General features: G+C 46.1%; 15 protein-coding genes and 2 tRNA genes. 7 read left to right on the forward strand and 10 right to left on the reverse strand.

Annotated features, from left to right (window positions below; all coding sequences use genetic code 11):
• Positions 1–44: 44 nt before the first annotated feature.
• A complete protein-coding gene (locus M3661_RS08900) occupies positions 45–284 on the forward strand; it encodes a DUF4318 domain-containing protein (protein WP_083544736.1) in 240 nt (79 codons plus the stop codon).
• Between the two features lie 78 nt (positions 285–362).
• Here the strand turns inward: M3661_RS08900 and M3661_RS08905 are convergent, their stop codons facing one another.
• Together M3661_RS08905 and M3661_RS08910 are read right to left on the reverse strand one after the other, a co-directional pair.
• Positions 363–1,358 (reverse strand): serine hydrolase domain-containing protein, encoded by a 996-nt coding sequence (locus tag M3661_RS08905; protein WP_251483828.1) that lies wholly within the window; start codon positions 1,356–1,358, stop codon positions 363–365.
• 75 nt (positions 1,359–1,433) lie between these two features.
• Entirely contained in the window at positions 1,434–2,012 is a 579-nt protein-coding gene (locus tag M3661_RS08910) for a MarR family winged helix-turn-helix transcriptional regulator (protein WP_251483831.1), read from the reverse strand.
• A 273-nt stretch (positions 2,013–2,285) separates the two neighbouring features.
• Between M3661_RS08910 and M3661_RS30710 the strand changes: the two genes are divergently transcribed.
• Positions 2,286–2,363 carry a putative holin-like toxin gene (locus M3661_RS30710; RefSeq protein WP_227774339.1) on the forward strand — a complete coding sequence of 26 codons (78 nt, stop codon included), beginning with the start codon at positions 2,286–2,288 and terminating at the stop codon, positions 2,361–2,363.
• Between the two features lie 292 nt (positions 2,364–2,655).
• Here M3661_RS30710 and M3661_RS08915 read toward each other — a convergent pair whose 3' ends face one another.
• From M3661_RS08915 to M3661_RS08940, 6 genes are all read right to left on the reverse strand, one after another.
• Positions 2,656–3,282, reverse strand: a complete 627-nt coding sequence (locus tag M3661_RS08915) for a hypothetical protein (RefSeq protein WP_251483834.1) — start codon at positions 3,280–3,282, stop codon at positions 2,656–2,658.
• 1,252 nt (positions 3,283–4,534) lie between these two features.
• A tRNA-Gly gene (locus tag M3661_RS08920) sits at positions 4,535–4,608 on the reverse strand.
• Positions 4,609–4,658: 50 nt separating this feature from the next.
• A tRNA-Pro gene (locus tag M3661_RS08925) sits at positions 4,659–4,735 on the reverse strand.
• Between the two features lie 124 nt (positions 4,736–4,859).
• Positions 4,860–5,534, reverse strand: coding sequence for a response regulator (locus M3661_RS08930; protein ID WP_083189051.1), 675 nt, complete (start codon positions 5,532–5,534; stop codon positions 4,860–4,862).
• A gap of 29 nt (positions 5,535–5,563) precedes the next feature.
• Positions 5,564–6,382, reverse strand: coding sequence for a sensor histidine kinase (locus M3661_RS08935; protein WP_251483837.1), 819 nt, complete (start codon positions 6,380–6,382; stop codon positions 5,564–5,566).
• 122 nt (positions 6,383–6,504) lie between these two features.
• The gene (locus M3661_RS08940; protein WP_251483840.1) at positions 6,505–7,512 is read right to left on the reverse strand and encodes a LacI family DNA-binding transcriptional regulator; all 1,008 of its coding nucleotides are present in this window, start codon (positions 7,510–7,512) and stop codon (positions 6,505–6,507) included.
• 274 nt (positions 7,513–7,786) lie between these two features.
• On the opposite strand from M3661_RS08940, the gene M3661_RS08945 reads away from it, so the two are divergent.
• Complete coding sequence (locus tag M3661_RS08945; RefSeq protein ID WP_021254534.1) at positions 7,787–8,113, forward strand: YbjQ family protein; 327 nt, start codon at positions 7,787–7,789, stop codon at positions 8,111–8,113.
• Entirely contained in the window at positions 8,113–8,376 is a 264-nt protein-coding gene (locus M3661_RS08950) for a hypothetical protein (RefSeq protein WP_021262043.1), read from the forward strand. The genes M3661_RS08945 and M3661_RS08950 overlap by 1 nt, the downstream gene beginning before the upstream one ends.
• A 95-nt stretch (positions 8,377–8,471) precedes the next feature.
• On the opposite strand, the gene M3661_RS08955 is transcribed toward M3661_RS08950, so the two are convergent.
• On the reverse strand, positions 8,472–9,437 hold the full coding sequence (locus tag M3661_RS08955; protein ID WP_021254532.1) for an aldolase catalytic domain-containing protein: 966 nt from the start codon (positions 9,435–9,437) through the stop codon (positions 8,472–8,474).
• Positions 9,438–9,716: 279 nt separating this feature from the next.
• Here M3661_RS08955 and M3661_RS08960 point away from each other — a divergent pair, with 279 nt between their 5' ends.
• Genes M3661_RS08960 through M3661_RS08970 form a run of 3 tightly spaced genes read left to right on the forward strand, consistent with a single transcriptional unit; the run spans position 9,717 to position 12,204 of the window.
• Positions 9,717–9,980: a FeoA family protein gene (locus M3661_RS08960; protein WP_021254531.1), complete on the forward strand. Its 264-nt coding sequence runs from the start codon at positions 9,717–9,719 to the stop codon at positions 9,978–9,980.
• Positions 9,977–12,013, forward strand: coding sequence for a ferrous iron transport protein B (gene feoB, locus M3661_RS08965; protein WP_065290425.1), 2,037 nt, complete (start codon positions 9,977–9,979; stop codon positions 12,011–12,013). The genes M3661_RS08960 and feoB overlap by 4 nt, the downstream gene beginning before the upstream one ends.
• A 17-nt stretch (positions 12,014–12,030) precedes the next feature.
• On the forward strand, positions 12,031–12,204 hold the full coding sequence (locus M3661_RS08970) for a FeoB-associated Cys-rich membrane protein (protein ID WP_083189050.1): 174 nt from the start codon (positions 12,031–12,033) through the stop codon (positions 12,202–12,204).
• 175 nt (positions 12,205–12,379) lie between these two features.
• Here M3661_RS08970 and pepF read toward each other — a convergent pair whose 3' ends face one another.
• Positions 12,380–14,194, reverse strand: a complete 1,815-nt coding sequence (gene pepF / locus M3661_RS08975; RefSeq protein WP_251483843.1) for an oligoendopeptidase F — start codon at positions 14,192–14,194, stop codon at positions 12,380–12,382.
• Positions 14,195–14,353 lie beyond the last annotated feature (159 nt).

Genomic DNA, 14,353 nt, shown 5'->3' on the forward strand with positions numbered 1-14,353 from the left:
GGAAAGGAATCATCTATTTATTTATGCAGAGGAGGACAAGCATCATGAAGAATGTTTGGAAGAAGCTAATGAAGAAAGGCTTTTCGGTTGAGCTCGATCAACTTCCACAAAACAAGCAACAGTTTTTAGATGAAATTGAGCGTTATTGCGTACAAGAGAAAGTCAACTACAAGTTTATTGAATATGATCGACCTGCCGTTATTTCAATTGATGATGTCGTGTATAAATGCCACGTGGAGAATGCCGGAAGACCCGGATTTGTCCTTCATTTCAAAGAAGTATAAATGGTATTCTAAACACCGTACATAGTCATTACCGTGCAGCGGCGAGCCTCATTAAGAGAGTCGCCGCTGCTTCCATTGTTATATATCTTGTAATAGGGACTGACCAATCTTCGCAATTGCTGGAGTGGTGTAGTTGGCCATTACGACGGCAGCAACATGCTTTGTTTGATCAAAACCAATAAAAGAAGTAAGTGCCCCCGCCCCTCCATCCTTATAAATCAAATTTGTTCCTTTTTGGAGCTCCCAACCTAATCCCATGTCGAAGTTCCGATTCCCCTTAGCATGCTTTATACGACACAGGCCGAAATATTCGTTATCCCGCGACATATTGAGCTCAGCGTATGCAAGCAGATCTTCTACTGTAGATGAAAGTCCACCCGCAGCAGCAAAAGGTTCATTGTGATCCCATTCCCAATTGCCGCAGTCTTCATCCTTTCTGTTAAAACCATGAATATTATTAGGTAGGATGCCTAGCCGGGTATGAAGCAAATGTAGGTCGTTCGCAATAAAATCATTCATCATCTCCCAGTACCCTTTGCCTGAGATGTTCCCCAAAATGTAGCCAAGCACACTTATTCCGAAGTTAGAGTAGCTATATGTGTACTCTTTTTGCTTGCGTTTGGTTGTTTGGATGATTTCAATCAATCGTGTTTCGTCAATGCGACCAGCCAAAGGATTTCCAGCCAAGGTTCCATTCAACACTTTAAAGATCGTCCCCACATAGCTTCCGATCGTGAAAGGCAGCAAGGCGGAATAACCAGAGGTATGAGTGGCCAGGCTGCGTAAGCTCGGATAATTGCCAGTCGAGGGCAATTCAATATAGCGATCAATCGAGTCATCAAGAGATACGATGCCATCACTCACATATTTGGCTAATAAAGCCGCAGTGAAGGTTTTCGTGATCGATCCTATTTCGTAATGGTAGATGACTTCTTCCAGCCGTTCTCCATTTACTCCGTAGACGTGGACAAATTTTTCTCCCTTTGATAAAACTCCAACAGTAAGTTTCATATGCTTTTTGTTTTTCGTGTATTTCTCAATTAATGAAGTTGTATAAGAAGATACGTTGAACATGTACGTCAGGCTCCAATCCCAGATGTGCATTATGAGACTACTAGATTGATATGAAGGAGTTACAAATTGCTACTACTACTCACAGGTATTGGCGCCACCATACCGCCGTTTGGAAAATTCCGATAATACCCTTTCTTGAAAGCTATCCATAGGTTCCGATACCTCGCCTACTTCCAGATTTGCATGCTCTTCAAATCCATCCTGTTCCTCACCGTCAAATCGGTATAGCTTACGCAGCAATCTCCAAAACGTATGAAGTTCTTCGGCGTTGAACTCATGGAACATATCCGCTAAAAAATAGGTGGATTTCTCAGAGCATACAATCAGCGCCTCCTCACCTTTAGGTGTGATTCTGACATTGATAGCACGCTTGTCCAAGCGGCTTGGCAGAGTTTCGATGTATCCCTTTTTCTCAAGTCCCGAGATCAATTTATTTGCGGTTTGCTTGGAAGTGCCAAGTTTCTTAGCAATGTTCACCAGAGTTGTCTGTTCCAGTGGCAGGTGAGCAATAGCGACGAGTGCCATATGTTGTCTAGAAGTCAACACCCCTAGGTTCTCATCTCCCCGGATTTGAACTTTATTGACTACCGAGAACAATGTCGCGTAGCTTTGCTGCATCACATGCAGTTCTTTCAACAGATCGTTGCTATTCATAGGAGCCTCCTTTTTAGTCAACATGGTGACATAATAAGTTTGCCACTCATCGCTAACATTGTCAACATGGTGATTAGTTTGAGAAGTTAAATACCAAACCATGCAAACCTAAAGATAAGTAAAAAAAGAAAAAGAGCCGTTTAACAGGGCTCTTTTCATATAGTAAAATATGGTATAATCACTAGGACAACGAAAACGGTTTAAGGGCAGGAGGCGCCATCTTCAGAGAAAGAAGGTCCATCATTTTCTTTCGAGGAGGTGAGTGCCATGACAATGTATGAAGCATTGACATTAATGCTGTCATTCGGAACATTTGTTATCCTGATGCTGTCCTTCCATAAAAAGAAGTAACCCGTCCGCCTCTTTCCATAGCCGCAGGTTACTTCCTACCTAAACGCCCCCGCTCTTATAGCGGTAGTTGTCACGGGGATCGTGTTCCAGCACGATCCCCTGTTATATTAGCATATTACAATTTATTCCTCAAGCGCTCTTATGATGCTCCTTTCACTCCAGAGCAAATAAAGTGCCTTTTGTCACAATTCTTTTGATTTGTAGCGGGCGATGGGAATACTCCGGTCGCTTCTGCCACACTTCCGAGGTAACTCTCGGTTGTCTGTCGAACACTCGCACCCTTTTGTTCGTTTCACTTACAAAACTCAATTGGATCACATCTAACATCACTTTTATCTTTGTTAAGGATAACCGAAACAGATTCTTTTTGATCACGGTCATAAAAAATGAAAATAAGCTTTCTAGGTAGACTATTTTTAATAATTAATTCAACTTCTTTTTGTTGAATTTTATCGCTATTATTTTTTCTCAAAATAATTACAATAACATCATCTGTTGTTTGTTTTTCACTTTCTTTCGAATCTAATGTATATGGTACATCATTTTCTAGAATAATTTTTTGAATCTCTTTCTGTATAGACATCTGCGTTCTGTGAGTGGGTTTTACAAAGAAATCATGTATGTCCGCAGAGTAAGTAATAATAAATGGTGTTACAATAAATGAGAATAAGAAACTACAGAGAGCAGCCATAACTAGATAATAGTTCTTCTTGTTCCTGTTTAAAAGAAACAAATAAACACTATATGCAATAATAATAATCAATAATAAAAAACACTGTACTCCTCTGGGTCCTGGATCATAGACTTTAAATCCGGCGGGTTTCTCGAAACTAATTAAAATATTTATGACTAAAGCAAAACTAATCGATCCAAGACCAATACTAACTAGCACCGAGAATATCGCTAAAGCAATTCTCAACTTTTATCCCCTCCTTCCATAGTGTTTATTCGGATAAAATAAATTAAAAATGAATAGACACTATAAGTTTCTTAAATTTCCAATCATATTAGAATTCAGTGACATTGAAAAGGGGTACCCCAAATGAGTCTTATAGTTGGACAACATTCGCTCGCGCATCCTTTCAGATTACTTAAACGTTGTAGAATAGTTCAAACGCATTGTCCAGGTCATAGTCTACTCGTTGGCGAGCGGTAGTTTACCTCTTTCCCGTTACGGTTCGTTTCCCACACCTTGGATCGCTCATATTAGAAAAACCTCCTACGTTAGTTCGTAAGAGGTTCGTTATGTACTCGCGTGATGACCGACGGTTCCCTATCGAAAGAACCCAACGTTCACCTTTCGAATTATACGGAGGCCGTTAGCCTATCGTTATGCCTACCGATGCATTCAACGCCTGACAAACGTTGATATAACGAGATAATATCGTCAAATGTAGCGGGTGATGGGAATACTCCGGCCACTTCTGCCACACTTCCGTGGCGGCTCTCGTTTATGCCGGACGCTCGCGCTGATTCGTATTTCACAGTAGCATTGCAGCGCGGTACTCAACATGTCTGATTGAAAAGTGGAGCCTTCCGGCTCCAATGGTTTATTGTTCATGCTGACGCGCGTCCTACTCATGTATTTCCTCGATGTCTTTACAGACGGTCGAACCCTAGGGTTCTCTTCCCATCCTTTCTACGCTCCATAACAAAAAAAAGCGCCCTTCGGCGCATTTCATTTGTTATGGAGCGGGTGATGGGAATACTCCGGCCACTTACGCCACACTTCCGTGCTGGCTCTCGTTTATGCCGGACGCGCGTCCTACTCATGTATCTCCTCGATGTCTTTACGGACGGTCGAACCCTGGGGTTCGCTACCCATCTCATTTTCCGTCCCAAATAAAAAAGCGCCTTGCGGCGCACTTTTTTTATTTGGAGCGGGTGATGGGAATACTCCGGCTACCTCCGCCACACTTTCGAGGTGGCTCTCGTTTATGCCGGACGCTCGCGCTGATTCGTATTTCACAGTAGCATTGCAGCGCGGTACTCAACATGTCTGATTTAAAAATGGAGCCTTCCGGCTCCAGTGGTTTATTGTTCATGTTGACGCTCGTCCTACTCATGTATCTCCTCGATGTCTTTACGGACGGTCGAACCCTTGGGGTTCGCTTCCCATCCTTTCTACGCTCCATAACAAAAAAAGCGCCCTGCGGCGCACTTTTCTTAATTGGAGCGGGTGATGGGAATCGAACCCACGCCGGCGGCTTGGGAAGCCGCTGTTCTACCATTGAACTACACCCGCATATACGAAAAAACACTCGTTCCAGAGTACCTGATAGGAGTGTAATAAGATGGTCGGGACGACACGATTTGAACATGCGACCCCCTGGTCCCAAACCAGGTGCTCTACCAAGCTGAGCTACGTCCCGACATATATTGCACGTCACATCAAGTGACAAGAATTAATATAGCACAGCCCATTCTGTTGCGCAATACGTTTTTCACCTTCGAAATCATAATTATTTTCGATCAATAATTCATCATCATAGGGTTCTAGTTATCTACAATGCCATGCTTCAGTGCATATCGCGTAAGCTGCACACGATTCTCCAAATGCAGCTTCTGCATAATGTTTTTTAGATGATTCTTCACGGTATGCTCAGATAGGGACAACTGTCCCGCAATGATCCGGTTCGATTCTCCCTTCGCTACACGCTCCAAGATTTCACGCTCACGAGTCGTCAACGGAGTCGATGACGGAATCTTGCTCTCACTCTTCACGGAAAACTCCTGCAATAAGCGAAACGCTAGTTCCTTCGACATCGGTGCCTCATCAATGGCAATCGCACGCAAATACTCATGCCATGCAGAAGGCTGTAAATTTTTGAGCAAATAGCCCTGTGCCCCTTTTTTCAATGCCTCGAATAAATGAGTAATATCATCCGATACCGTCACCATCACGATTTTTACATAGGGGAACTGCTCTTTGATCCGCTTGGTAGCTTCCAATCCATCCATAACAGGCATGGAAATATCCATCAGTATCAAATCCGGCATGACTTGATCCGTCATACGAAGTGCATCTTCTCCGTTCACAGCCTCACCTACAACGACGAATGCAGGATCAATCGCTAAAATATCCCGCATCCCCTCACGCGCATGGGCATTATCGTCGGCGATTAACACCCGAAAACAATGCTGCTTCTCCACCCCATGTTCCGCATTCACGCTAGTTTCCTCTCCTTCCGCCAATTTCATTAACTTGCAATACGCACTACCGTCACGTCGCCATCTCGTTCCAAAGACAAGCTCCACCCCATATTGGTCGTGCGGTCGCGTACCATCTTCAATCCATACTTCCCTTTCTGTGCAAAAGGCTCTCCTGCAAATCCGATTCCATCGTCCCGAATGTCGCAGACGAATCCTTCAGCCACAGGCTGCGCTATGATCCATACTCGTTTCGCCTCTGCATGCTTGCGCACATTCAGCAGCGCCTCGCGGACAGCCGACAACAGCGCGATTTTCTCTTTCAATGACAATTGATCTTCGGGCAGCTCCCACTTCACGTCCAGTGTCCAATCCGTATCCTTTCGAATATCCTCGATCATTGTAACGAGTTGATCCGACCAGCATACATTCATCTCCTCAGGGACAGTTTGCAAATTAGCAATGGACAGGCGCACATCATCATATACATGACGAACCGTCTGCCGGAGCTTGTCCAGCTGCTCTGGCTGCTGTTCGGTCGAAGCTGTCTCCAGCCGATCAATCTTCACCGATAGCATGAACAATGATTGTGAAATTCCATCATGCAACTCTTGCGCCAATTTCCTCCTCTCCTCCAAGGCCGCCTTCGTCTGCTGCTCATGCTGCAGCTTCTTATTCGTATCATCCAGCAGCTTGAATAGGCGAGTCAATAGCGTGGCCGACACGATAAAAACAATGGCAGGGGCAAGCCAGTTCCCAACCTCCATGGAAACGTAAGGGAGCAGGAACGAGTGGCGCATATATTCCCACAATCCAATTGTAATCGTAGGGATCCATAGAATCAGATGTTTAATCGTACGATCCTTCAAGATAGTTTTCGCTCCATTCTATGTTCGGTATCTTCCATTCGCATCTATTCCTATTGTAATGAAAAAAGCATGCGGTCACCAGTTCATAACCGCACGCCTATCTGTCTTACCTATTCATCATATTACGATTGCAATAATTTCGGTGCGCTCGTTGATTCTCGAATCACGATATCCGACTCTAGACGAGCACTGATACTACGCTTATTCGTTCCATTAATCTGCTTCATAAGCAAATCAACAGCAACTTTGCCGATTTGGTGAGCTGGCTGTCGCATCGTTGTCAACTTCGGACGCAGTTGGGAGGCGATGACTTGATCATCATAGCCAATTACAGACATATCATCTGGCACCTTGTAACCAGCCTGCCAGAGTGCATTGATGGCGCCAATCGCCGTGAAATCATCAGCCGCGAACAGCGCCGTCGGCATACAACCTGCATGCAGCCATCGCTGTACAGCATCATAGCCGGATTGAATGCAGAACTTACCATCCTCAATTGCAAAAGGTTCGAGGCCTGCGTCCCTCATTGCATCCCTGAAACCCCTTTCACGCTCCAGTGCACTTAAGAAGAACTTCGGCCCGCGAATATGAGCGATCGAGCGATGCCCCAAATCAATGAGATGCTTCGTTGCATCATATCCACCTTTATAATTATCCACATTCACGTTGGTCACAGAAGGCTGGATTGTCTGATTGTCGATGAGTACGAACGGGATTTTACGTTTTTTTAGTTCTACCACGTAAGGTTCCTCATGTACCGCAGATAGAATCAGCATTCCATCCACGCGATCCTCTTGAATTAAGTCCGTACCCACCCCTTGTTCCATCGGCTCTGATGCAACCGATAGTGCTAAGTAATAACCATGATCCTTTAGCAGTGAGTACACCGATTGCACGATACTATCCAGAAATGAATCCTGCAAGGTAGTGACAATCATCCCTATGACACCTGTTTTCCCCTTCGCAAGGCTTCGAGCTGCTGCGTTCGGGTGGTAATCCAGATCCTTCATCGCCTGAAGAACCTTGACCCGATTCTTTTCTCGAACCGTCTTCGCGTTATTTAGGACACGGGATACCGTCACTACAGATAAACCTGACTTCTTAGCCACATCAAATATACTGACCTTCATATCCTTCTCCCCTCATGATCGATCATTAGATATGGAAAGGCACAAATCTCTATGTAACCATCATAACTAACTTTAAAGCGTTATTCCATTAAAACTACTGTGATATCCGCCATTTAACGCCTTTTTTAGTAAATCTTTAGCTATGGACGGCCCTTCTTGTTACGGATTGAACTTCTTTATGAAACGAATAAAGAAAATTCCCGTATGAATAATACTAAAAGGGATTGATAATCCCCTTCAACTCTAGAAAAGTGTTCAAAAGGAGCTGGCATTCATGATCGTAGTAACGACCGAACGCATTGCAAATTATGAAGTATCCGAAGTACTGGGAACAGCCTTTGGCGTTGTTGTTCGAGCACGGGGTATCGGCGGGGACATTATGGCATCTTTGAAAGGTCTCGTGGGCGGTGAAGTCAAGCAGTACACACAAATGATCGAGGATGCTCGCCGACAAGCAATGGATCGCATGATCGAGAATGCGCACGCAATGGGTGGAGACGGAATCATCATGATGCGCTTCGATAGCGGCGATGTCGGCCAGAACATGAGTGAAATTGTAGCTTACGGAACGGTTGTTAAGTTGAGAGCGGTGCATTCCTAATGGATGAGGTTGTACATTTCTTCAAAATCGCTCTTGTGGTGTACGGCCTGCCCCTGATCGGCCTTGTCATCCTGATCGTGATCGGCAAGAAATATTTCGACAAGCGCTATAAGCAATACGATAATCCGTTGGATGCCATCGGTGTCTCAGGCGACTTTATGCCAACGAAAGAGATCTTTATCGATCCGAGAGATGGTTTAAAATATCAAGTGTATTACAACCCGAAGACAGGCGAACGCAAGTACGTTCGCATGCAATCGTAGCCTGTTCCTCATTCATTTCAACATAAGAAAGACCGCTCAGCCATAGCTGGAGCGGTCTTTGTATGTTCTTATCGTGAAGGAGCTCTCACATTCCTTTACGAATTTTTCTTATGAATCGATACCTCAGGTGTCGTCATTTGATCATAGAAGTCCAGGTATTTGTCCCGATCATCAGAAGCAAGCAGCGCCATGGCAGAACGAGGATGTTCATCAAGCGTACCTGTAATCAAGTATGGAATCAGGTAGCCCCATTCCCACTTTTCACGCATCGGAATCATGTATTTCTCAAGGAACCCAAGTACGGATCGAAGCTGGTATTTGCTGTTCTTCAAATGAGTCAATAGAGCTTCTGTCGGACAGTTGCCCGCTCCACGCCCCATCCCGTATATGGAAGCATCCAGCATTTCAACCCCAAGCTCTGCAGCAACAAGCGTATTCGAGAAAGCAAGCTGCATATTATTATGCGTATGAACACCGATTCGCTTGTTCGGCAAATGCTCTTTAAATTTATTCACGAGAAAATGAATATCATTATGATCAAGGCTGCCGTAGGAATCTACGACGTATACCACATCAACGACACTCTCTTTGATCATCGCAAATGCTTCGATAAGGTCATTCTCCATCACATTTGACAGCGCCATAATATTGATCGTTGTTTCATATCCGCGATCATGGAACGTGCGTACCAAATCCAGCGCCTTGTCCACATCCTTGATGTAGCAAGCAACCCGGATTAAGTCCAACATACTCTCGTTGCGCGGTAGAATGTCGTTCTCATCCACACGGCCGATATCTACAAGTGCGGATAGCTTCGTAGTACCCTTCTGCGGAATGACAGTACGTAAAAAATCGTCATTCAAAAATCGCCAAGGGCCTGCTTCGTCAGCGCCTTTGAGCAGTTTAGGCGAATTTTTGTAGCCGATTTCCATATAGTCGACGCCAGCATCATTCAATGATGCGTATAAGCTTTGCACGAACTCGACGCTGAAGTCCCAATTGTTTACTAGACCACCATCGCGAATTGTACAGTCGACAATTTTGCAGTGATTCGTTTTCATTCCGCTATCTCCTTTGCCAAATGTTTTCTCTCCATTCTAATGGAAACAAACTCATAAAGCAAAGCAAAAAAGCTTCATTTTCGTGTCGTTTTCATAGATTTCGATAAATTATCTACAATTTAATCCTTTTTCTATGAAAAAAATCACATGTAATTTTTCTTCCATTGTGCTACATTCAATGTAAATCCAATTGATACCGATTATCATTATAAATAAGAACATAACGAGTTAATAGTTAATCATAGCTGAAATTGATATGTTGAAGAAAGAAGGATTAACATGCGCCCAACTAATTGTGAGATGCTCGGACAGAATACCTCCTTATGCGAATTGAAGCCTGGGCAGCGTGCATGTATTTGTGATTTGTCCAAAGTCCATGCATCGGTCTGCCATCGCCTGCGTGATCTGGGCATTACAGAAGGAACCCATGTAGAGCTGAAGCGTACCAGCTTGTTCGGCGGTCCGCTTACCCTAGAAGCTAACGGCCAATTGTTCGGCATTCGCCAAAACGAGGCTCGCTCTATCGGGGTGAATGGCGCATGAGTACTTGTACCACCGCACTCGTAGGCAATCCGAATACTGGTAAGACTTCCTTATTCAATGCTCTCACCCGCTCTTACGAATATGTAGGCAACTGGACTGGCGTAACGGTAGAGAAGAAGGTCGGCCACCTGCATCGCAATTCAGGCACGCTCATCGACCTTCCCGGCATCTACTCGCTGCAGCCGATGTCGCGTGACGAGAGCGTCGCTGTAAGCTACCTGCTCCACGAACGGCCAGATACGATCTTGAATGTTGTCGATGCTTCACAGCTCGAACGCAACTTATATTTAACCATACAATTACTGGAATATGGGCTTCCCGTGCACATTGCGCTGAATATGAACGACGTGGCACAGGGCCGCGGCATTCACATTCATACGCAGAAGCTGTCCAAGGCACTTCATGCCCCCTTACTTCCCGTCAATGCTAGACGCAAGCAAGGAATTCACGATATTTTGCAGCATATCAATCACCCCGCCCAAGAAGCAGCGAGGGAAGACGGAGATCCGTTCCAACTCGACTATGGGGAAATTACTGAACTCGCTATTCAGCGTATGTCGGAGTACTTACCACCTAAAGATGGGGTACCTTCAAGATGGATTGCGCTGCAGTATCTGGAACAGAATAATACCGTTCGTGAATGGGTTCACAGCGGATTGAATCAGGAGATGAACGATAAGCTCCTGCATATATGCAGTGCAGCAGAACAGCAGCTACAACAGCAGGGCATCGCGCTGCACATGGCACAGCACATTCGTGCGGTGCGCACTGCCTTTATTCGTGAGGTCTGTGCAGAAGCAGTTAATAGTACGAAGGAGAAATCCGTAACCTTGACGGAGCGCATCGATGCCATTGTTACAAATCGCTGGCTAGGCATTCCGATCTTTCTCGGCATTATGTTCCTCATGTTCAAGGCGACATTCGAATGGATTGGAACTCCAACGTCGGATGCATTGGATGCCTTCTTCTCCGGCCCCGTAACGGACAGCGCAGCATCCATATTGAATGCGATTGGCGTGTCACCATTTACCCATGCGCTGATCGAAGAAGGGATTATTGCGGGTGTTGGCGGCGTACTCGTATTCGTCCCGCAAATCTTCATCCTGTTCTTATTCATTTCCTTTATTGAGGATTCGGGATATATGGCTCGTGTGACCATCGTCATGGATCGGCTTATGGAAGCCGTTGGTCTGAACGGCAAGGCATTCATTCCATTTGTCATCGGCTTCGGGTGCAACGTGCCTGGGATTATGGCCGCTCGTACGATTGAGCAGCCGCGCGAACGGCTTGTCACTACTTTGCTCGTTCCACTGATGTCATGCTCTGCCCGCTTGTCCGTTTATGCCTTGTTTGCCGGTGTCTTTTTCAAGAGTCATCAAGCACTTGTCGTGCTGTCCCTCTATGTGATGGGAATTGTACTCTCCCTGCTGCTAGCCAAGCTGTTCACCAAGCGGATGATGAAGGAGGAGCAGAGCATTTTCGTTATTGAGCTGCCACCTTACCGTCTGCCACAATGGCAGACTTTGTTCCGCAGTACATGGGAGAAAGGGAAAGGATTCGTACGCAAAGCAGGTACCTTCATTCTTGGAGGCTCCGTGCTCATCTGGCTCATGACGTATGCTGGGCCAGGCGGATTCGGAGTTGAGATGGACGACTCCTTCCTGGCGATGATTGGCGGCGTGCTTGCACCATTGTTCGCCCCGCTCGGCTTCGCCACATGGCAAGCGGGTGCTTCTCTAATTACCGGGTTTCTAGCCAAGGAAGTCGTTGTGTCCACGATGAATATTATTTATCACGCACCAGACACAGCTATGCTTGAATCCCAGATCGCAGGGGCATTCACCCCGTTGTCTGCGTATGCCTTTTGTGCCTTCGTGCTGCTGTATGTCCCTTGTCTTGCAACGGTGGGCATTATTAAGAAAGAAACCGCATCGTGGCGCTGGACATGGTTCTCCATCGGCTATGCCCTACTTATCGCCTATGTTGTCGCTCTCATCATTACGGGAGTCGGTAGACTTCTCGGATTTTCATAGAACAGGTGGTGAATCGCATGTCGTGGCCGGAAATTGGAATTGTAATGATCATATTTGCGTATGCACTGTGGATGGTTGTACGCCACGTGCGTAAGTCGAAGCAAGGAGCTTGTGCTTCATGCGCATTGAACCGCTCCTGCTCATCCGGATGCTCCACACAACCACATCCAAATGAAGCTGACGCTGACTAATAGCTGAAATGAAAAGAACAGTAGTCGAGATGAACCTCGTGCTACTGTTCTTTGTTGTTTACATCTATAATTGCTGCATGCTCCTCGCTCCATGCCCAGCCCCCAATTCGGCAGCATACACCTCGTGCGAAGATAGCTGTTACCATTCTTACTCTCTACCACAATAAAAACTCGATTACTCGTACAAGCTTATCAATTCATCAACGAGCTCGCCTACATATCCTACAGCTTCGCGGATCGTATTCGTATCAGACATATCCACACCAGCCAGCTTCATCAGCTCCAATGGAGGCAGGGAGCCGCCTGCCTTCAGCGCCGTCAGCCAACGTTCTACTGCCGGCTGTCCCTCCTCGCGGATGCGCTTGGCTGCTGCCGTCGATGCTGTTAAACCTGCTGAGTACGTGTATGGATATAAGGACATGTAATAATGCGGCTGACGCATCCAAGTCAGTTCCGAACCTGGATCCATCACAACGGCATCGCCCCAGAAATCGCTCTGGACTTGCCCCTTCAGCTGTGACAGCAGATCAGCGGTAAGCGGCTCTCCCTGTGAAGCAAGCTCATATACCCTGCGCTGCATCTCACCTTCGAGCAAATGCGTTACAAAATTATGATAATACGTATTCAGCAGCTGCGTAATAATCCAGCGTCTCATCCGAGGGTCATTCGACGATTGACGGAACAAGTGGTCTGCCAGCAGCATCTCATTCATTGTGGACGGAGCCTCGATAAAATAAAGCGATGGACGTGTGTTGGATATCCGCTGATGCTTATGTGCCAGCATGAAGTGCCCTGCATGGCCTAACTCATGAGCTAGAGTGAATGCCCCTCGCATGCTTCCCGTCCATGTCATCAATATGTAGGAATGGGAATCATAAATTGATGAGCAGAATGCCCCTGTTGACTTGCCTACATTATCCGCATAGTCAATCCAACGATTTTGGATGGCATCCTGCATAATTGCCGTGTACTCCGGCCCCATGACCTGCAGCGCCTCTACTACCTGCTGCGCTGCTGTCTCGAACGAAACTTCCGGATCGTATTCAGGGTCGAATGGCGCCTTCAGATCACTAAAGCGGAGTTCCTCCAGACCGAGAACACGCTTTTTGAGCTTTGCCCATTTCCGCATGTGTGGAGCCAGCTCGGCTTGAATTGTATCTAGGATTGCGTGATACATCTGCTGTGTCACTTGCTGTTTATGCAGCAGCATATCGGTTACATGATCATATCCGCGAAGCTTCGCAAGCACGACCTGCTTCTTCACTTCTGTTGCATATGAAGCCGCAACCCCGTTGCGATATGCATGCAGCGTTTCGGAAAATGATCGGAACGCTTCTCTTCGCAAGTATGTATTCGGAGACTCCACATATCGATTCTCAAATAGAGCAAAAGACAGGGGATAGGACTTACCCTCCTGATCGGTAACGGGTTCAAACGCCATGTCCGAAAGCTTGATCTGATTATAAATTTTGTACGGAGCTCCTAAGACGTTGTCAAGTGCTGCGAGCGTCAATTCCGTCTCGCTGCTCAGCCGATATGGCTTCTTGCTTGCAATCTGATCCAAATAGGGCTTGAACTCCAGAAGCTTAGGTTCTTCTTCATAATATGCGGGCAATGCATCGTCGCTCATGTCACTAAGTTCAGACTCGAAGAAGGATAGGGCAACGGACACTTCAGCCATCATATCCTGCGCACGGCTATTATTTCCCTGATTCACTGGATTGGTGCTGTCTTCCGTCAACCGCAAATGTGCATAACTGCCGCATAACTGCGCACGGCTCCAAATGACATCCATTGCTTCCAGACAAGCCAGCAATGTACCAGCACCCTCATGCAATTTGCCTGTGAAGCGGGTGACTGAACTCAAATCAGCTGTAATCGCTTGCAATTCCTCAAGCCATTTTGCTTCGGATTCGAATAAATCCTCCAATCTCCATGTCGCTTCCAGAGGGACTTCTGATCGTTTCATACGCGTTGCTTGCCTCGCCATTCGTCCATCGCTCCTTTTCCCAAAAGTGGTAGTTGTGCATACTGTTATTCTACTACGATTCCTCCCTCCTTGCGAATCGAGATTGATTATAAAGGCCGCCTGTTGGAGGTTCGAATTCCCTCCATGAAAGCCCTCCACACCAGCTAATTTGCAACCTAG

The sequence above is a fragment of the Paenibacillus sp. MER 180 genome (assembly GCF_023713665.1).
GTDB classification, from domain to species: domain Bacteria; phylum Bacillota; class Bacilli; order Paenibacillales; family Paenibacillaceae; genus Paenibacillus_B; species Paenibacillus_B suaedae.